Annotated in this window: 18 protein-coding genes; 7 read left to right on the top strand and 11 right to left on the bottom strand. The window is 63.5% G+C overall.

The window, feature by feature from the left end:
- Positions 1–106: 106 nt before the first annotated feature.
- Positions 107–1303, bottom strand: coding sequence for a GGDEF domain-containing protein (locus FZF13_RS10920; protein ID WP_024923128.1), 1197 nt, complete (start codon positions 1301–1303; stop codon positions 107–109).
- 111 nt (positions 1304–1414) lie between these two features.
- Positions 1415–1816: an ACT domain-containing protein gene (locus FZF13_RS10915; RefSeq protein ID WP_024923129.1), complete on the bottom strand. Its 402-nt coding sequence runs from the start codon at positions 1814–1816 to the stop codon at positions 1415–1417.
- A 202-nt stretch (positions 1817–2018) separates the two neighbouring features.
- Here FZF13_RS10915 and FZF13_RS10910 point away from each other — a divergent pair, with 202 nt between their 5' ends.
- The 3 genes from FZF13_RS10910 (at position 2019) to FZF13_RS10900 (ending at position 3933) form a co-directional block, all read left to right on the top strand.
- Positions 2019–2447, top strand: a complete 429-nt coding sequence (locus FZF13_RS10910; protein ID WP_024923130.1) for a DoxX family protein — start codon at positions 2019–2021, stop codon at positions 2445–2447.
- A 104-nt stretch (positions 2448–2551) separates the two neighbouring features.
- Positions 2552–2866, top strand: a complete 315-nt coding sequence (locus FZF13_RS10905) for a YMGG-like glycine zipper-containing protein (RefSeq protein WP_024923131.1) — start codon at positions 2552–2554, stop codon at positions 2864–2866.
- 164 nt (positions 2867–3030) lie between these two features.
- Positions 3031–3933 carry a bestrophin family protein gene (locus FZF13_RS10900; RefSeq protein ID WP_024923132.1) on the top strand — a complete coding sequence of 301 codons (903 nt, stop codon included), beginning with the start codon at positions 3031–3033 and terminating at the stop codon, positions 3931–3933.
- Between the two features lie 27 nt (positions 3934–3960).
- Here FZF13_RS10900 and FZF13_RS10895 read toward each other — a convergent pair whose 3' ends face one another.
- Together FZF13_RS10895 and FZF13_RS10890 are read right to left on the bottom strand one after the other, a co-directional pair.
- Entirely contained in the window at positions 3961–6489 is a 2529-nt protein-coding gene (locus tag FZF13_RS10895) for a putative bifunctional diguanylate cyclase/phosphodiesterase (protein WP_024923133.1), read from the bottom strand.
- 270 nt (positions 6490–6759) lie between these two features.
- Positions 6760–7653: a LysR family transcriptional regulator gene (locus tag FZF13_RS10890; protein ID WP_024923134.1), complete on the bottom strand. Its 894-nt coding sequence runs from the start codon at positions 7651–7653 to the stop codon at positions 6760–6762.
- Between the two features lie 99 nt (positions 7654–7752).
- Between FZF13_RS10890 and FZF13_RS10885 the strand changes: the two genes are divergently transcribed.
- A complete protein-coding gene (locus FZF13_RS10885) occupies positions 7753–8163 on the top strand; it encodes a cupin domain-containing protein (RefSeq protein ID WP_024927546.1) in 411 nt (136 codons plus the stop codon).
- Positions 8164–8221: 58 nt separating this feature from the next.
- On the opposite strand, the gene rpsP is transcribed toward FZF13_RS10885, so the two are convergent.
- The 3 genes from rpsP to ffh are packed head-to-tail and all read right to left on the bottom strand — an operon-like array spanning position 8222 to position 10590.
- A complete protein-coding gene (rpsP, locus tag FZF13_RS10880) occupies positions 8222–8611 on the bottom strand; it encodes a 30S ribosomal protein S16 (RefSeq protein WP_024923136.1) in 390 nt (129 codons plus the stop codon).
- Positions 8612–8660: 49 nt separating this feature from the next.
- Complete coding sequence (locus FZF13_RS10875) at positions 8661–8987, bottom strand: chorismate mutase (protein ID WP_024923137.1); 327 nt, start codon at positions 8985–8987, stop codon at positions 8661–8663.
- A 7-nt stretch (positions 8988–8994) separates the two neighbouring features.
- Positions 8995–10590 carry a signal recognition particle protein gene (gene ffh / locus FZF13_RS10870; RefSeq protein ID WP_024923138.1) on the bottom strand — a complete coding sequence of 532 codons (1596 nt, stop codon included), beginning with the start codon at positions 10588–10590 and terminating at the stop codon, positions 8995–8997.
- 317 nt (positions 10591–10907) lie between these two features.
- On the opposite strand from ffh, the gene FZF13_RS10865 reads away from it, so the two are divergent.
- Positions 10908–11606 (top strand): DUF2270 domain-containing protein, encoded by a 699-nt coding sequence (locus FZF13_RS10865; protein ID WP_024923139.1) that lies wholly within the window; start codon positions 10908–10910, stop codon positions 11604–11606.
- Positions 11607–11614: 8 nt separating this feature from the next.
- Here FZF13_RS10865 and FZF13_RS10860 read toward each other — a convergent pair whose 3' ends face one another.
- Entirely contained in the window at positions 11615–12565 is a 951-nt protein-coding gene (locus FZF13_RS10860) for a CPBP family intramembrane glutamic endopeptidase (protein WP_024923140.1), read from the bottom strand.
- A gap of 259 nt (positions 12566–12824) precedes the next feature.
- On the opposite strand from FZF13_RS10860, the gene FZF13_RS10855 reads away from it, so the two are divergent.
- The gene (locus FZF13_RS10855) at positions 12825–13640 is read left to right on the top strand and encodes a lytic murein transglycosylase (RefSeq protein ID WP_024923141.1); all 816 of its coding nucleotides are present in this window, start codon (positions 12825–12827) and stop codon (positions 13638–13640) included.
- 81 nt (positions 13641–13721) lie between these two features.
- On the opposite strand, the gene FZF13_RS10850 is transcribed toward FZF13_RS10855, so the two are convergent.
- From FZF13_RS10850 to FZF13_RS10840, 3 genes are all read right to left on the bottom strand, one after another.
- The gene (locus FZF13_RS10850) at positions 13722–14030 is read right to left on the bottom strand and encodes a hypothetical protein (RefSeq protein ID WP_036255028.1); all 309 of its coding nucleotides are present in this window, start codon (positions 14028–14030) and stop codon (positions 13722–13724) included.
- A 199-nt stretch (positions 14031–14229) separates the two neighbouring features.
- A complete protein-coding gene (locus tag FZF13_RS10845; protein ID WP_024923143.1) occupies positions 14230–14754 on the bottom strand; it encodes a hypothetical protein in 525 nt (174 codons plus the stop codon).
- A gap of 2 nt (positions 14755–14756) precedes the next feature.
- Positions 14757–15977, bottom strand: coding sequence for an argininosuccinate synthase (locus FZF13_RS10840; RefSeq protein ID WP_024923144.1), 1221 nt, complete (start codon positions 15975–15977; stop codon positions 14757–14759).
- A gap of 297 nt (positions 15978–16274) precedes the next feature.
- Here FZF13_RS10840 and FZF13_RS10835 point away from each other — a divergent pair, with 297 nt between their 5' ends.
- Positions 16275–18359 carry a putative bifunctional diguanylate cyclase/phosphodiesterase gene (locus FZF13_RS10835; protein WP_024923145.1) on the top strand — a complete coding sequence of 695 codons (2085 nt, stop codon included), beginning with the start codon at positions 16275–16277 and terminating at the stop codon, positions 18357–18359.
- Positions 18360–18430 lie beyond the last annotated feature (71 nt).

The raw sequence follows: 18430 nt of genomic DNA, 5'->3' as shown, positions 1-18430 counted from the left end.
ATCCGCAGCCTCAGGTCCGGTCGCAACGGTTACGTCAATTTAGCAAGAGCTGAATGTAGGGCTCCGAAGCGAACAACAGGTTAATCCAGCACTTGTCGCGCCATCGTCAGCCCGCGGCGGGCAAATCCCCCAACGGGGTTGGCGACGGTCTCTGGAAGGAGAGCCGGACGCTGTTGCGGCCATTCTGCTTGGCTTTGTACAGCGCTTCGTCGGCGCGCTCCGTCAGGGGAGCGAGTTCCTCGTCGCCAAAGCGCCCCGCCACGCCGAAACTGGCGGTCAACATGGTGCCGGTGGGCACCCCTTCCGGCACTTCCGAAGAGAAGGCGGTGCGCACCGTTTCGGCGAACAAGCGCCCGGCGACAAGATCGGCGGAAGGCAACAGCACGGCGAACTCCTCACCGCCGACGCGGCCGACGGCAGCGCGTGGCCCGGCCACCGCCTGCAGGCGCGCGGCGAAATTTGCAATCACGCGGTCGCCGACGGCATGGCCGAAGCGGTCATTGACGGCCTTGAAGTGATCGAGGTCGGCCAGCACCAGCGTCGCCGGCTCATTCAAGCGGGCGCAGCGCTCCAGCATCAAGGCGGCCCTCTGCTCGAAACCCCGACGGTTGAGCAGCTTCGAAAGCGGATCGGTCTCGGACTCAGCCTCCAGCTCCTTGATCGTATCCAAGGCAACGGCCGTGAGCAGCGTCAGCGCGATCAGCAGCGAGAACACCATTACCGAAAGGCTGGTGGTGAGCCAGTAGGACGAGGTTATCGGCGGCGATTGACCCGCATTGACGCTGTCGAACATGGCCACCGCGAGAGGGCGAACGAAAAAATCCGCCGCCCGCAGACCGGCGACCAGGACGATCATCCGGTCGATCACCGAACGCCGTTTGGCCTGGCGCAAACGCATCAAGGCGACCACGCACATGGCGCCGAGCCCGTAATTCACCGCGAAGACCCGCGCCGGGAAACTGGGCTGCGCGAAGAAGAACCACAGCAGGCAGCCCATGCCTGCCGCGACGCAAAGCAGGAGTTGCACGACGGGAACCTTGAGCCCCTGCCGCAGGATGATCGCCGCCGCCAGAAGAAACAGGGCGCCGAAGAACAGCGTGTTGGCGACGATCTTGGATGCAATCGGCCCAAGACCGAAGTCGAAGGATTGCAGCGTGAAACCGATGGCAACGGCGAGATAGCAGAGGCAAAGCTGCAGAACATAGGTGTTCTCGCGCCGGAATGACCACAGCACGAAGAAGGCCGTCGACAGCACCATCGACAGCACGGGATTGAGAAGAGAAATGAAAAGGCTCTGATTCACCGCCCGGTGCCCGACATCCCAGCCCTGCAAGGCTAGAACGAAGCGGCAAACAACGGGTTAAGCGACGGACCACAAAGGCGGCTTAATGACGGAAGAGGCGGCTTGGCGCCGTCAGCCGGTCGCCGCCAGCTCCTCCAGGATGCGCATTGCATCGTCGGCGCGATCGGCGGGCACGAAAAGATGGTCGTGATGGAATGCCGAAACCGGGTTCACGCCCATGCCGGCCGCCGCCAGGCGCGGCAGGATCGCGGCCAGGAAGCCGACCGCCCCCAGCGACGAATGAATGGACAAGGTGATCATCCGGCATGGGAATGTGCCAGCCAGGCCGGCGCCCCGCGCCGCGTCCTCTGAAAGGATGCAGGTCCAGCCTTCGTCTTCCCGAAACACCATGAGGGGCTGCACGCCGCCAGGCAATTCGTCGGCCAGGGGAATGGTCACGAAAACAAAACTATCGGGTTGCAGGATCGGCCGCATCGACCTCAGTAATGTCGTCAGATCCGTTTCGCCTGTCATGGCTGCGGCCCGCCGCTGGTCATCGGTTTTCTCCAAAGGTGAACCTATCGTTGGCCTGATGCGCAAACTCACCAGGTCACAAGCGGTTTTGCCCAGTATGAGCGGCGACCCTCGGCAAAAACGCAAGGGGCTTGTAGGATCGCCCGCCCGCCGACCGTCCTAGGAGCACTCTTTGTAAGTTTCAACAACCGGAGGGATTTCCATGGCTAACATTTCGCACACCGCAAACCCGCACATCGGCACCACGTCGCCCCGCATGGTTTGGGCCGGCCGCATCCTGAGCGGCCTCGTGATCTTGTTCATGATCTTCGATGGCGTCATCAAGCTGCCGCCGCTGGATGTCGTTCCGCAGTCGATGGCCCAGCTTGGCTGGCCGACCGACGTCGGCACGGCACGGCTTCTCGGCATCATCAGCCTTGCCGCCGCCGCCCTGTATGCCTGGCCGCGCACCGCCTTTCTCGGCGCCATCCTGCTGACCGCCTATTTCGGCGGCGCCATCGCAACCCATGTCAGGATCGGCAACCCGCTGTTCTCGCACACTTTCTTTGGCGTCTATCTGGGCATCATCATGTGGGGCGGCCTATGGTTTCGCGATGCCCGGCTGCGCGCTTTGCTGCCGTTTTCTCGTTGACGTCGGATATACAAACCCTGCCCGACTGCTCGATTTCGGATCGAATCGAATGCCAGCGCGTTAGGATCAGGCGGGGCGGCATACCGCGCCCGAGAGGAACGATCATGAAGAACGTCCTGATCCTGATGGCGATGCTCGTGCCGCTCGCCGCATGTTCGCAAACGGAGCGCGGCGCTGCGATCGGTGGCCTTGGCGGCGCTGCTGTTGGCGCTGCCGTCGCCGGCAATCCGGTCAAGGGCGCGGTCGTCGGCGGTGCCGTCGGCGCGGTTGCCGGCGCGCTGATCGGCAATGCGAACGAGCCGGGCAAGTGCCGCTATCGCGACCGCGACGGCCGCGTCTATGTCGCCAGCTGTCCCGACCGCGGCGGCTATTACAGTCAGGGCGACCCGGACTATCGCGACCGGCCCGGCGGCTACTAGCAGAAAGGCCGCCGCGCTGGACCCGCCGAGCCGGCGAAAACCCGTATACGCAAATAGGTCGGTCGCGACGCAATGTGTCGTGACCGACTGTTGTCTCCGGCGCCGAGGCGCTCTATGCCCGATCCGCCGGCTTGGCCGGTCGCGTTCGAGTAGCGGGGGCCATTATGATCGTGCGGCCGAAACCAGGGCTGTTGCAGCTCTTCTTCATCATGCGCGGTTCGATCGTACCGCGCATCCTGCCGCAGATTCTCGGCTTCGCCGCCTTTGCCGCCGCGGTGGTCGCGCTGGTGCGGCATTTCAACATCGAGCTCAGCGGCTTCACCATCGCGCCTTTCGGTCTGCTCGGCGTGACGCTGTCGATCTATCTGGGCTTCCGCAACAACGCCGCCTATGACCGCTGGTGGGAGGCCCGCAAATTATGGGGCCAGCTGGTCTACGACATCCGCAATCTTTCGCGCGCGGCAACCGGACTGATTGCGAACCGATCGGACCATCGCGCCCTGCTGATGGACTCCCTGGCCTTCTGCCACCTGCTGCGCGGACAGCTGCGCAAGGTGGACAGCCTGAACGAAGCGCGCGCGTTCATCGGCGATGCTGTCGACGACGTCGCTTTCACCAATCGCGCCGACGAAATGGTTAGGCGCATGGGCAAGCGCGCCGCCACGCTGCGCGAAAACGGCACGTTGGACAGCATCGGTTACCGCATTCTCGACGAGCGGCTATCGGCGATCGCCGCCATGCAGGCCGGTTGCGAGCGCATCGCCGGCACGCCCTTGCCCTTCGCCTATACGCTCCTGCTGCACAGGACAGCCTATGTCGTCTGCCTGCTGCTGCCTTTCGGCCTGGCCACCAGCGCCGGTTGGGTGACGCCGCTTTTCACCGCGCTCATCGCCTACACTTTCTTCGGGCTCGACGCGCTTTCGGAAGAACTGGAGGATCCGTTCGGCACGGAGGCCAACGACCTGGCGCTCGACGCTCTCTGTCGAGTTTGCGAGATCTCGGTGTATGAGGCGCTCGGCGAACCGCCACCGGCAATGCTGGCGGCGGAGAACTTCTTCTATTCGTAGGCCGTCGCGGCGACCGAGCCGCCTTTGCTACGCGACCTTGCTCTCGCCGTTGCGGTAGGTTTCGATGATCCGCGCCGCGCCAACGCTGTCGACGGGCGGGCTGAACAGGAAGCCCTGGATCTCGCCGCAGCGTTCTTGCCGCAGCAGTTCGAGTTGTGCGCCGGTCTCGACGCCTTCGGCTGTCGTGTCGATGCCGAGATTGGCGCCAAGGCCGATGATGGCGCGCACGATCGCCATGGATTCGCGACTGGAGCCGATGTCGCGCACGAATGAGCGGTCGATCTTCAGCCGGCTGAACGGGAAGCGCCTGAGATAGCTCATGCTGGAATAGCCGGTGCCGAAATCGTCGAGCGCCACGCGCACGCCGATTTCCCTCAGTTGCTGCAGCAAAGCGAGATTGGCGCCGGTATCGGCAAGCAGGACCGATTCCGTGATCTCGATTTCCAGCCGGGACGGATCCAGACCCGACATATCGATCGCGACGCGGATCGTCTCGGCGAACTGCCCCTGGCGGAATTGGACCGCGGAGGCATTGACGGCGATGATGAGGTCGTCAGGCCAGGAAGCCGCGCGCCGGCAGGCCTCGTCCAGCACCCAGCGACCGATCGCTTCGATCATGCCGGTTTCCTCGGCAAGCGGAATGAACTCCGCCGGCGACACCATGCCCCGCCTTGGATTGCGCCAGCGCACCAGCGCCTCGAAGCCGCGCAAGCCACCGCTGCGCAGCGATATGATCGGCTGGTAATGCAGCTCAAGTTCACGGTCGAAATCGGCGGAGCGCAGCTCGAGCTCCAGCGCGCGACGTTCGCGCATTTCGACATCCATCTCCGGCTCAAAGAAATGGAACGCGCCCTTGCCGTCGCGCTTGGACCGATAAAGCGCCAGATCGGCACATTTGAGCAAGGCTCCGGCTTCGCGCGCGTCGACAGGCGCCATCGCCGCGCCGAGGCTCGCACCGATCGAAAGCCTGTGTCCCTCGTAACCATGCGGTTCGGAGATTGTTTGGATGATGCGCCTGGCCAGCGTTTCGACATCGTTGCGGCCCAGCGCACCGCGCAGCAGCACGGCGAATTCGTCGCCCCCCAGCCGCGCGACCAGATCGGTCCGGCGCAACAGCCTGCGGATGCGCGCGGCCGTCTCGATCAGCAGCGAATCGCCCGCGGCGTGGCCAAGTGTGTCGTTCACGGCCTTGAAGTCGTCGAGGTCGATCAGGACGAGTGTGAATGGCTGGTGGCCCGCGACGGCGGTCGCCACCGCATCCTCGATCTCCTGCGAGAATGTCGTGCGATTGCCGACGCCGGTCAGCGGATCGTGGTGGGCCAGGAACGAGACGCGTTCCTCGGCGCGTTTGCGTTCGGTGATGTCGACGATGGTCGACAGCATCGCCGGCTGTCCACCGACGGTAATGGCGCGAGCATATTCGACGACGTCGAGATCGGCGCCGGTGGCGGTGCGATGGCGGACAAACCGCTCGCCGGAAACCGCCGGCCGATCGGCTGTGCCGGGCACCAGTTTGCCGATGCTCAGCGCCAGGAACTCGGCCCGGCTGCGGCCGTAGAGATTGAGCGCCGCGGCATTGACGTTGAGAAAGGCGCCGCCGTCGGCGCGCCGCACATACATCGGCACCGGGTTGTCGTCGAACAGCGAGCGGAACAGCATCTCGCGATTGCGGATTTCGCGGATGTCGGTCAGCGTTACCGCCAGAAGTCCTTCGGTCTCCGCCACACCGACCTGCAGCGAAATAGCCTCTCCGTCGAGCTCATATTCGAGTTCGAGCGAAGGCGCGGCGACGCCATGCGCACGCGCCTCGCCACATCGATCGAGCAAGTCCGTCAGCCTCTGGGCGGCACACGTTTCCGACAAAAGATGGTAGCGCATGGCTTCCGCGGAAACACCGAGCAGCCGCGCGGCGGCATCGTTCATGCTGAGGATCTGATAGTCGCGCGCTTCGCCGCTGGCCGTTTCCAGCGCGCTCAGCGCCATGATGCCTTCGTCGGTGGAGTTGATCAGCAATCTGGCAAGGTCGACCTGCGCTTTGCGCGGCCGTGCGAAGATAAGGAAATATTCGCCCGGCCAGCGGCAGGACAGCGGCAGCGCCAGCACCTCGACCGTCGACACCATGCCGTCGACGATCGAACGGCAAAGCGTCAACCGTGGCTTCGCCGCCAGACGCGAGAGATCGATGGCACCGGCAACGGCCCGCTGCAGGGCAAACGGCAGCGCGGAAAGCGAGACGGCGGGTTCGGCAAGCCCGGCAAGAGCGCCGAAGCGCGGCCCGGCGCGCAGAATGAACCCTTCGCGATCCGCCGCAATCCGCACCACCGCCATCTCGTCGGCGAAACGACCGACGCTGCCCAAGGCCAGTTCTTCGTAGGGCGGCAGGGCGCCGTCGACACAGGCCGCCTGCCAGCGCCGCAGCACCAGCCTGACGTCGTCGAATTCCGTTTCGACCCTGGTCGATGCCCGCGTTGGCGAGAACCCGTCGGGCTCGACCGGGTCACGCAGCGATCCTGCTCCCCCATTCAGCCCGTTTGCCCGCACCACCGTCAGCATCATTTGAGCCCGCCACCATCGCAACGACCAAAGGTCCGGCGGTGCCGGACTCCCAGTCGATGTCGGATCGATCTTTCAGCACATGCCGAACCGGATTCGGCGCAATGGCCCGGCATCATGCCCGCGCGAACGGTCGTGGTCCGCGCGCCATCGAAACCACGTTAGCGGCGACTAACTTACTCGTTGCTTAAGCCGAATGTCATATAGCCGTCATAGTCTGGTGGAGACGAAGCCTCGGCCAGCGCTGAGCCTTTCGACGCGACCGGACGGACCTCAACCCATGAGGATCGGCCGTACGAGATTGAGATGGCGGAAGGTGAAATCGAAGAAACTGCCGATGCGCGGTGTCTGGCGCAGATCGGCTCGCGTGAGAAGATACCAGCCGCGCGTGAGGTCCTGCACGGGTGGAAGAACCTGAACGAGCTCCTCTTCCATGTCTGCAATGGCGGTGGGTAGCGGCGCGACGCCGACGCCCGATTTCACTGCGTGCAGCACCCCAAGCACGCTGTTGTTGCGCGCAATGACCTTGGCGCCGGGTGCGACAGCCGATAGCCATTTCGCCGCGCGATGGTTGACGAGCATCCCATCGAAACCGACAAGCGCGTGATGGCCGAGGTCGTCAACCCGTTCCGGCCGGCCGTGATGTTGAAGATAGCTTTTGCTGGCATAGACCGCCCATATCGAATCGGCGATCTTTCGGCCGACCAGCGTTTCGTCATCCGGCTCACCTGAGCGAAGCGCCACATCGGCTTCACCCTTTCCGAGATCGAGATAGCGGTCGCTCATCACGAATTCGATCTTCAATCCCGGGTGCTTCTCGTGAAAAAGATCGAGATATGGCGACCCAACGAGGCGCGATACCAGCGGCTCGGGACAGGTCAGGCGAATGACCCCGACAAGTTCGTTCCCGTGAGCGTGGATCTGGTTCTGGAGAACCGCGACTTCAGCCTCGACGCGCTCGGCTGTGGGAAGCAGCGCCTCGCCAAGGGCGGTCAACCTGTAGCCCGTCGGATGCCGAACGACGAGCGCAAAGCCGGCCCGACGTTCGAGCTCGACGAGCCGCCGATGAACCGTGGACTGGTTGACGCTGAGCGTCCGTGCCGCCGCCAGCGTGCTGCCCTCGCGCGCGACGGCAAGCAGATAGCGCAGGTCGTTCCAGTCGAACATCCTCAACTTATGCGCTTCTGCACGGCCGCTCTGCAAGCTTGCGGCTGCCGGAGCGGCCGGTCCCGCGTTAGCCTTCATTCAGCAACGATGGAGGAGGCGATGCACAAGACAATGGCCACCAGGGATGCCATCGCGGGCATGACCGTCGGTATCACCACCTCGGCGCAACTGTCGGGCGCCGCGAAGCTCTCGGTCGTACACCGCGAGAAAACGACCGGTATGCCGATGGAGGAAATGCAGGAAATACGGGTCCTGCTGGCCAGGCTCGATCCAGGCGATTGCACACCCCGTCACAGCCACCGGCACCCCGTGACGGTCTACATGCTGGAAGGCACGTTCACGCTGGAGCTCGATGGACGGACGCCAGTGGAGGTGAAGGCTGGCGAAGTCTTTGTCGAGCCACCGCACATAGCCATGACCGGCCGCAATCTAAGCGCGGGTACGCCGGCGCGGATGGCGATTTTCTATGTCAGCAAGCCTGATACCCCGTTCGCCGACCCCGTGGCTTGATAAATGCAAAACGGCGGGCCTCTCGACCCGCCGTTTGCCTGCGCCAGATTGGCGAAATTTACTCGGCGCTCGTCTCGGCCGGAGCAGCGGCGCTGGCCGCGGCAGCAGCAGCCGCTTCCTGGGCCTTCTGCAGAAGAGCGGCGCGTTCCTGCGCCTTCTTGCCCGGCTCCGCCTTGTTCGGGTTCGAGCGAGCTTCGCGCTTGGCGATGCCAGCCTCGTCGAAGAAGCGCAGCACGCGGTCGGTCGGCTGCGCGCCGTTGCTCAGCCAATGCTTGGCGCGGTCGGCGTCGACCTTGACGCGCTCGCCGTCCTTCGGCAGCAGCGGGTTCCAGGCGCCGATCGCTTCGATGAAGCGGCCGTCACGCGGCGAGCGCGCATCGGCAACGACGATGTGGTAGTAAGGACGCTTCTTCGAGCCCGCACGGGCCAGTCTGATTTTCAGTGACATTTTATTTCTCCTAAAGCTCTGTTTCTCGTTGGTCGGGTTACGGCCGGGTTCAGCCGGTTTTGCTTGCGCCGTTTTCCGCTGCGATCTGCTCGTGATGGCGGATCACTTCGCGGATGACGAAGTTCAGGAATTTTTCTGCGAAATCGGGGTCGAGATGCGCTTCCTTGGCGAGGCGACGCAGCCGCTCGATCTGCTCGGTCTCGCGCTTGGGGTCTGCCGGCGGCAGGCCGTGCGTGGCCTTCAGCACGCCGACCGCCTTGGTGCAGCGGAAACGTTCGGCCAGCATATGGACCAACGCCGCATCGATATTATCGATCGAGGCGCGGTAGCCGGCGAGCTGGGTCCGGGCGTCGTCCATGGTCACGTCGTCGCTCATCCCTGCCTCACTTCTTCTTGGCCGAACCGGGCAATCCGCCCGGACCGCCCAGACCCGGCAGCTTCAGCCCGCCCGGCAGGCCGGGCAATCCGCCGCCGCCGAGGCCCGGCAAACCACCGGGAAGGCCCTTGGGCAGCCCGCCGCCGAGGCCGGCCGCCTCCGCCTGCTTCTTCAGCGCTTCGAGCTGCTTGGGATCCATCTTGGACAGGTCCGGCATACCGCCCATGCCGGGCATCATGCCGCCAAGGCCCATCTTGTTGGCAAGGCCGCCCATCAGGCCGCGCATCATGCCACCGCCTTTGCCCTTGCCGCCCATCGCCTTCATCATGTCGGCCATGCCGCGATGCATCTTGAGCAGCTTGTTGATTTCGGCGGCATCGGTACCGGAGCCGGCGGCGATGCGCTTCTTGCGCGAGTGTTTCAGAACGTCGGGATTGGCGCGCTCGGCCTTGGTCATCGACGAGATGATGGCGAGCTGGCGGCCGAACATCTTGTCGTCCATGCCGGCCGCGGCCATCTGGTCCTTCATCTTGCCCATGCCGGGCATCATGCCCATGATGCCGCCCATGCCGCCCATCTTCTGCATCTGGCCAAGCTGGTCGGCGAGATCGTTCAGGTCGAACTTGCCCGACTGCATCTTCTTGGCCATCGCCGCGGCTTTTTCCGCGTCGATGTTCTCGGCGGCCTTTTCGACCAGCGAAACGATGTCGCCCATGCCGAGGATGCGGTCGGCGATGCGCTTGGGATGGAATTCCTCCAGCCCGTCCATCTTTTCGCCGGTGCCGATGAGCTTGATCGGCTTGCCGGTGACGGCGCGCATGGAGAGTGCCGCACCGCCACGGCCGTCGCCGTCCATACGGGTCAGCACCAAACCGGTGATGCCGACGCGATCGTCGAAATTCTTGGCGAGATTGACGGCGTCCTGGCCGGTCAGCGAGTCGGCGACGAGCAGGATTTCGTGAGGGGTCGACGCCTTCTTGATGTCGGCCATTTCGACCATCAGCGGCTCGTCGATATGCGTGCGGCCGGCGGTGTCGAGGATGACGATGTCATGGCCGCCAAGCTTGGCCGCCTGCACGGCGCGTTTGGCGATGTCGACCGGCGTCTGGCCAGCGATGATCGGCAGCGTCGCCACCTTGGTCTGCTCGCCGAGCTGGCGCAGCTGTTCCTGCGCGGCCGGGCGGCGCGTGTCGAGCGAAGCCATGAGCACTTTTTTGCCCTGGCGCTCGGTCAGCCGCTTGGCGATCTTGGCCGAAGTGGTCGTCTTGCCCGAACCCTGCAGGCCGACCATCATGATGACGACCGGCGCCGGCGCATTGAGGTCGACGGCAACGCCCTCGGCGCCCAGCATCTCGACCAGCTCGTCATGGACGATCTTGACGACCATCTGGCCGGGCTTGATCGACTTCAGCACCGCCGCGCCAACGGCCTTTTCGCGCACCTTGTCGGTGAACGAGCGCACCACTTCAAGCGCGACGTCGGCTTCGAGCAGCGCACGGCGCACTTCGCGCAGCGCTGCCGAGACGTCGGCCTCCGACAGCGCGCCGCGGCCGGTGAGGCCGTTCAGAATTGAGCCAAGTCGCTCTTGCAGCGATTCGAACATGCTACTTCCTTCGATCCCGAGTGGTCAGACCCGAGAAGTAATGCGCCCGCCCCGATCATCCAAGCAAAGCCGGAGCGCGATGGCCCAAAACCAAAAAGCACCCGGGGGCGCGCTGCGCTGCCGGGTGTTGGCCTCCGGGATCGGTCTGGAGCGCATCTTGCGGCGCTCGCCACGTCCCGGTCGGCTTTCGCGAAGATGGTCGTCGCGGAAGTTGTGGGCCTTTGACAGCAAAAACCGCCGGGAGTCAAGGCAAACGGGGATGTTCGGCGGCTACGGCGCTCTATCTTTCTACCCTGAGGAGCGAGGAGGAGACCGCCATGACCCACGATACAACCCCGATACCGGTACCGTCGTTGCCGGAAACCCGCTCGGAAGCGGTCACCGCCGCCGTCCACTATTATCGCGCCGAGATCGCCCGCATGGCGGGATGGCGCGAGCGCATCGATCACACCACCAATTGGGCGATCACCGTCGTTGCCGCGCTGTTGTCGGTCTCGCTGTCGACCGCCACGGCCCATCACGGCGTGCTGCTGTTCGCCATGCTTCTGGTCTATCTTCTTTTGATGATCGAAGCGCGTCGCTATCGCTTCTTCGACGTCTATCGGTACCGGGTGCGGCAGTTCGAACGCCACTATTTCGCCCAGGCCTTCTCGCCGGTGCCCGATGCTTCCGCGAACTGGCAGCAGATTCTCGGCCAGAACCTGCGCGAGCCGCGCTTCTTCATCTCGACCGGCGATGCGTTGTCGCGACGCCTGCGCCGCAACTACATCTGGATGTTCCTGATCCTGCTCGCGGCATGGGTGCTGAAGATTTCGACGCCGAAACTGCAGCATGAGGGAAACAGCCTCGGCATTTCCCAATCGTTCCAGGACGTGGTGACCAACGCCAATCTCGGCCCGATCCCGGGCCTGTTCGTGCTTGCGGCGGTGACCGCGTTCTTCCTCTGGCTGCTTTACGCCTGCCTGCGAACGCAGGACGACACCGGCGAAAGCGGCTTCGGCGAAGTGCACGTCTAGGCCAGAACCTATTTTCCGATGCCGTGGTCGGGCCCAACCCTGAGCGGCGAACGTGGATGGAGCAGCAGCACCGCGGTGAGCAGGCTAGAGACGATGCCGATGCCGGCGATCAGCACGGCATCGAGCCCGGCCCAGCTCGCATCCTCCAGCGATCTTGCCTCCAACAGGGCAAACCCGCCCAGGCTCTTCTGGTGCGAAATCAGCAGGAAGCCGAACAGATTGTTGCCGAGATGCGCGCCAAAGGCGGCACCGAGATTGCCCGTCACATAAACCAGCATCATCAGAACAGCGGCGAAGGCACCGATCGAAATGAGGCCGGCGGCATTCATCGCCGGCGTCGCGCCGGCACCCCAGTGCAGGGCGGTGAAAACGAGCGTCGGCAGCAGCGCCCAAATCAACGGGCTGCGGAACCTCTTGGCCAGTCCGCGCGGCAGGTAGGCGCGAAACAGCAGTTCTTCCGAGGATGTCTGGATGAATGCCAACAGCGCAATGGGCACCAGCGCCAGCAGCCAGGAAACCAACGCGATCGACCCACGCCAGATACCGGGGTTGATCAGATAGAGCAGGATCTCGGACAGGAGGGAGGTCACGACGACGGCGGCGAGCCCTTTCAAGAAACCAGACCGCGAAATGCGGCGGCTGGTGCCGAAGAGAGCGGAGAGCGGTTCGCCATGGACCCATCGCATAACCAGCCACGCGCCGGCCCAGATGCCGGAGAACGTGCCAAGCGAAATGAGTATTCCGGCGGGCGATGCCAAGAACGCCGCCGGGTCCTCCCCCTCGGGCAGCACGGAAAGCGGCGGCATTTCGAGCAGGTGCATGCCGAGATAGATCGCGACGAAGGTCGAAAGCCCCCAGAACAAAAGGATGATGACCGTGCCGAGCACGAGCCGCGGCAGCGTCGTCTTTCCGTTCGGGCCCGAGCGGTAGGCTTCGAAGGCAGCGGGATCGATGGCCATAAGGCCTCCTTTTGGTGTGTCCGAAAGCTAGGCGCAGGAGCTTAGGATTAGGTTTCGAAGGTTCGCGCGCGCCCTGAAATCCGTTTCCCAATGAACACAACCGCCGGCGAAATATGCCGGAGGGTCAAAAAACGCTTGATCGACGGCGGGTTCTAGCCTCTTAGCCGGATATGGCGGAGTTGCGCGAATAGCGGTGACAAGCCGGTTTTTCGCTGTAAATTCGCGCAGACGAGGTGATTCAGGCAACCAGGAGACGAGAATGGCATTGCTTGCCAAGGGGAAGGTTTTTGCGGCCACGGTTCTGGCTGTTGTAGCAGCGGCGACCGGAGCCCAGGCTGCCGGCAAATGCGGCAAGGATGGCAGCGGCTTCGCGGCCTGGGTCGAAGCCTACAAGTCCGACGCGGCGCGCCGCGGCATCGATACCGGCCCGCTGGCCGGCATAAAATACGACACCGGCGTCATCCGCATCGACCGCAGCCAGCACAAAGCGTTCTCCGGTTCGGTCGAACAATTCCTGGCGCGCCGGGCGCCCGCTTCCTACGTCTCCAAGGCCAAGGGCTACATGAAGTCGCAGGCGGGCCTGCTCAAGCGCATCGAAGACCGTTACGGCGTCCAGCCGGAAGTCGTGCTCGCCATCTGGGGCATGGAAACCGGCTTTGGCGCCAATTCGGGCAACAAGAGCGTGTTCGGCCCGCTGGCGACGCTGGCCTATGACTGCCGCCGCTCGGCCTTCTTCACCAACGAACTCGATTCGGCGCTGGAAATTGCCCAGAAGGGCTATATCGCCGCCAGCCAGATGAAGGGCGCCGGTTTCGGCGAACTCGGCCAGACGCAGTTCCTGCCATCCAAATATCTGCAATACGCCGTCGACTTCGATGGCGACGGCCGCCGCGACCTGATCCATTCGCGCGCTGACGTGCTGGCCTCGACCGCCAACTTCCTGAAAGGCCATGGCTGGGTCGCCGGCGGCGGCTATGGCCCCGGCGAGGTGAATTTCCGTGTCTGGAACGACTGGAACCGCGCGTCCGTCTACCAGAAAGGCCTGGCGGAATTCGCAAGGCGGATCGCCAACTAAGTAGCCACGCGATTCAAGCGAGGGCCTTGTTTCCAAGCAGGCCCTTGCTTGAACCTCTACATTTTCGGGGCGGTGCCGACCTTAGCGCCCCTTTATGACCTTCCAGACCTCGCTATGCCGGTTTTCCTGAAGGCGGTTGATGTCGGAATAGGTGATACGTCCGCTCGCCATGGCTTTGACCAGGCGTTGGCAGAAAACCGCGGGCGCGCGCTCCTTCGACACGCCCATGAAGGTTCTGAATTCTTCCTTCGCGGACAGCGGAAAGACAGCATAACTCTTCATACACTGGTCCATGCCGGCCTTGATGTCCGGTTTGTCGCCCGCAAGAGAAATCTGGCAGGCTGACAGAACAGCGATTGCCGCCAACAATGGGCGAAACTTCTTTCGCAATGGATAGTCCCCCTCGTCTGAATAATAGTCCAATCTGGAAAAGCGTAGAAACGCCGGGTCAAAAGGAATGTCCCCATTGCGTTTGTCAATGCGAAGAATCCGGCGATCCAGAAGCCGAAGCGCCCGTGTATTGCACTACATACCCAAACGAGTTGTTGAGTTTACCCCTCACGGACAATCCGGTGCGCGAAAGCAGTTCCTACTGGACTTCGATCTTGTAGGAGCATCCCGCCAGCACCTTGCCGGGATGCGTCTCGACGGTTGAGACATTGAGGCTGATACGCGTGGCGAAGGTGACGCCTTCGGCGCTCTCGGTTTTGTCCGATACCACTTTCTCGCCAAGGAATTTCTGCGGGCTGGAAATCAGCGGCTGAATGCCGAGCTTCTTTGCAACGTCCGCAGCCACCACGCCGTCCAGCACGGCCATCGGCCCGCTGGACGTAAAGACGATGCTTTTCGCCTGCGCGCCAAAGACCGCGACCGGTTTTTCCAGTTCGTATTGCGCCAGGAAGGGATTGTTGCTGTCGACCTTGCGCCAGCCGAGCTTTTCGGCGGCACCTGCTTCTCCGGTCAGCCAGAAAGCGAAACCATTATAGGCCGGCACATCGGCCCGGCATTCAATCAGGGCCGGAAGATCGAGGCTGCCGGGGTCGAATTCCTGTGCGACGGCTGGCTCCGCGGCAAGCAGAGCCAGACCGGTCAGGCACAGAGCGGTGCCGCGCACGTTCAGCGGCGGTTTCTGGCCGCCAATGTACGCAGGCGCAGCGCGTTGAGCTTGATGAAGCCGGCGGCGTCCTTCTGGTCGTAAGCGCCCTGGTCGTCCTCGAAGGTGACCAGCTTGTCCGAATAGAGCGACTTCGCGCTCTCGCGGCCGATGACCATGACGTTGCCTTTGTAGAGCTTGAGCGTCACTTCGCCCTCGACGTCCTTCTGGCTGAGGTCGATTGCCGCCTGCAGCATCTGGCGCTCGGGCGAGAACCAGAAGCCGTAATAGATCAGCTCGGCATAGCGCGGCATCAGCTCGTCCTTGAGGTGCGCGGCACCCCGGTCGAGCGTGATCGACTCGATGGCGCGGTGCGCCTGAAGCAGGATCGTGCCACCGGGGGTCTCGTAGACGCCGCGGCTCTTCATGCCGACGAAGCGGTTCTCGACCAGGTCGAGACGGCCGATGCCGTTGTCGCGGCCGTAGTCGTTGAGCTTGGCAAGCAGGGTCGCCGGCGACAGGCGCTCGCCATTGATCGAGACGGCATCGCCCTTTTCGAAGCCGATCTTGATGACGGTAGCCTTGTCGGGCGCGGCCTCGGGCGAAATGGTGCGCATGTGCACGTATTCGGGCGCCTCGACCGCCGGATCTTCCAGCACCTTGCCCTCGGAGGACGAGTGCAGAAGGTTGGCGTCGACCGAGAACGGCGCCTCGCCCTTCTTGTCCTTGGCGACCGGGATCTGGTGCTTCTCGGCGAAGTCGAGCAGATCGGTGCGGCTCTTGAACGACCAGTCGCGCCACGGTGCGATGATCTTGATGTCGGGATTCAGCGCATAGGCCGACAGTTCGAAGCGGACCTGGTCGTTGCCCTTGCCGGTGGCGCCGTGGGCAATCGCGTCGGCGCCGGTCTTCTTGGCGATCTCGACGAGATGCTTGGAGATCAGCGGACGGGCGATCGAGGTGCCGAGCAGGTAGACGCCTTCATAGACGGCGTTGGCGCGGAACATCGGGAAGACGAAGTCGCGGACGAACTCCTCGCGCACGTCCTCGATGAAGATCTCCTTGATGCCGAGCATCTCGGCCTTCTTGCGCGCCGGTTCCAGCTCCTCGCCCTGGCCGAGGTCGGCGGTGAAGGTGACGACCTCTGCATTGAGCTCGGTCTGCAGCCACTTCAGGATGATCGATGTGTCGAGGCCGCCGGAATAGGCGAGCACAACCTTCTTGACGTCTTTCCACTTGGTCATCTTGGAGGGTAACCTTCTTGCGCTTGGCCAGAACCGCATTTTTGCGGCAGCACTATTAGTGCGGTTCCGATCCGGGGGGAAGCGGCCAGGCACGCCAAAATGCATGGCGTTGGCGACGTTCAGCCCAGGCACCCGCCACCCGGTCGAAAGGTTTCATTGACTGTACTTGCGCAAGTGCGAGGCCGATTCAGTCGCGCGGCGCCGCAAACTCCACCGGGTTAAGTCTGCCTTCACGATTCAACCGGTAATTGACCCGGGCTTTCCTGATCGCCTCCCATCCAAGGTCCTCTGATCCAGATGCGCGTCATCTCCTGCATCGCCACGGAACATAATCTGTGGCTCGTCCTGCTCGCCGCTTTCCTGTGCGTCACCGGCTGTTGGGTCACCTCCGGCCTTTTCCAGCGCACCAGGAAAACCGATGGCATCCAGGCCAAGGGTTGGCTGGTTTTGACGGCGGTTGCCGCCGGCTCGTCGATCTGGTGCACGCATTTTGTCGCCATGCTGGCCTATGATCCCGGCGCGCCGATCTTCTTCGAACCGCTTCTGACTATGGCCTCGCTGATCATCGCCATCATCGGCACCGGGCTCGGCTTCGCCTGCGCAACCAGTGGTGGCCGCTACATGGCGCCTGTCGGCGGCGCCATCGTCGGCCTGGCGATCTCTGCGATGCACTATACCGGCATGGCCGCCTATCACGTTGCCGGTATCGTCGAGTGGGACAGCGCCTATGTCACCGCTTCCGTTCTGATCGCAATCGCCTTCGGCGCAGTGGCGCTGGCACAGTGGGTGCGCGGACAAAGCCGCAATGCACTCTTCATTGGAACCGGCGTTCTGGTTCTGGCGATCGTCGGCCTGCACTTCACCGGCATGGCCGCGGTTTCGGTGACACCGATGTCCTTCGTCACCGGTGGCACCAATCCCAGCGTCCTCGAAGCGATGGCCGTTTCCGTGGCGATCGTCGGCTTGCTGATCGCCGGCACCGGCGCCGTCAGCTACCTCATCGACGAGCGCATGCGCTTCGAGAATTACGAGCGCTTGCAGCAGCTCGCTCTCAACGATGCGCTGACCGGCCTGCCCAACCGCACCAGCTTCACCGACTATCTGGTCAACGAAATCGAGCGGGCCGCCGAAACCGACGACACCAAGGTCGCGGTGATCGGCATCGATCTCGACCGCTTCAAGGAAATCAACGATCTGCGTGGCCACGCAGCCGGCGACCATGCGCTGAAGACGGTGGCGCGCCGCCTGGCGCGCCTGTTGAAGGACGGCGAATTCACGGCGCGCCTCGGTGGCGACGAATTCGCGGCCATCAAGCGTTTCACCGAGCAAAGCGACCTGCTCGACTTCGTGGCGCGACTGGAAAAGGCGCTGTTTCAGCCGCTGCGTTTCGACGATTTCGAGATCGTTACCGGCGCCAGCATCGGCGTCGCCGTCTACCCGCTCGATGGCGAAGACAGCGAACGACTGGTGAGCAATGCCGACCTTGCCATGTACCGCGCCAAGGCGGACGTGCAGCAGGCGGTCTGCTTCTACGAATCGGCCATGGACGAGGCGGCCCGCGACCGGCGCGCGCTCGCCAACGATCTGCGCCATGCCATCGACCGCGGCGATCTGGCGCTCCACTACCAGTTGCAGGCTTCCGTGCTGACCGGCGAAGTGACCGGCTACGAAGCGCTTCTGCGTTGGCGCCATCCCGAGCGTGGCATGATCCCTCCGTCGGAATTCATCCCGATCGCCGAGGAAAACGGCTCGATCCAGGCCATCGGCGAGTGGGTCTTGCGCACCGCATGCCGGCAGGCAGCGGGCTGGCACAACGGACACAAGGTCGCCGTCAACCTGTCGCCCAAGCAGCTGTCGCACAGCAACCTGCCGAAGCTGATCCACGAAATCCTGCTGGAGACCGGCCTGCCGGCGCGCCGGCTTGAGCTGGAACTGACGGAATCCGCCATCATCGCCGACAAGGCGCGAACCCTGCATGCGCTGCGCCAGATCAGGGCACTGGGGGTTACGATTGCCATCGACGATTTCGGCACCGGCTATTCCTCGCTCGACACGCTGCGTTCCTTCCCGTTCGACAAGATCAAGCTCGACCGCTCCTTCATGGGCGACATCGAACAAAGCCCGCAGGCGAAGGCCATCGTGCGCGCCGTGCTGGCTCTCGGGCGCAGCCTCGAGATCCCGGTGCTCGCCGAAGGCGTCGAGACAAAAATCCAGCTTTCCATCCTGCAACAGGAAGGCTGCAACGAAGCGCAAGGTTTTCTGCTTGGCCGGCCTCAGCCGCTCGGCAAGATCATCGAAGCCAACTTTGGCCCGGAAATCGTCGAGGACGCTATGGAAACCACCGTCTCCGTGCGCCCGCCTTTGAAACGCCTGGGTCGATAGCCCCAGGCAACTGTCTCTGGAGCGGTACAAGCTTATCGGCTATGGCTCGGCTTGCCTGCTGCTGGGAGCCT

This window comes from Mesorhizobium terrae (assembly GCF_008727715.1).
Lineage (GTDB): Bacteria > Pseudomonadota > Alphaproteobacteria > Rhizobiales > Rhizobiaceae > Mesorhizobium > Mesorhizobium terrae.
This window is presented reverse-complemented; position numbering and strand designations above follow the sequence as displayed.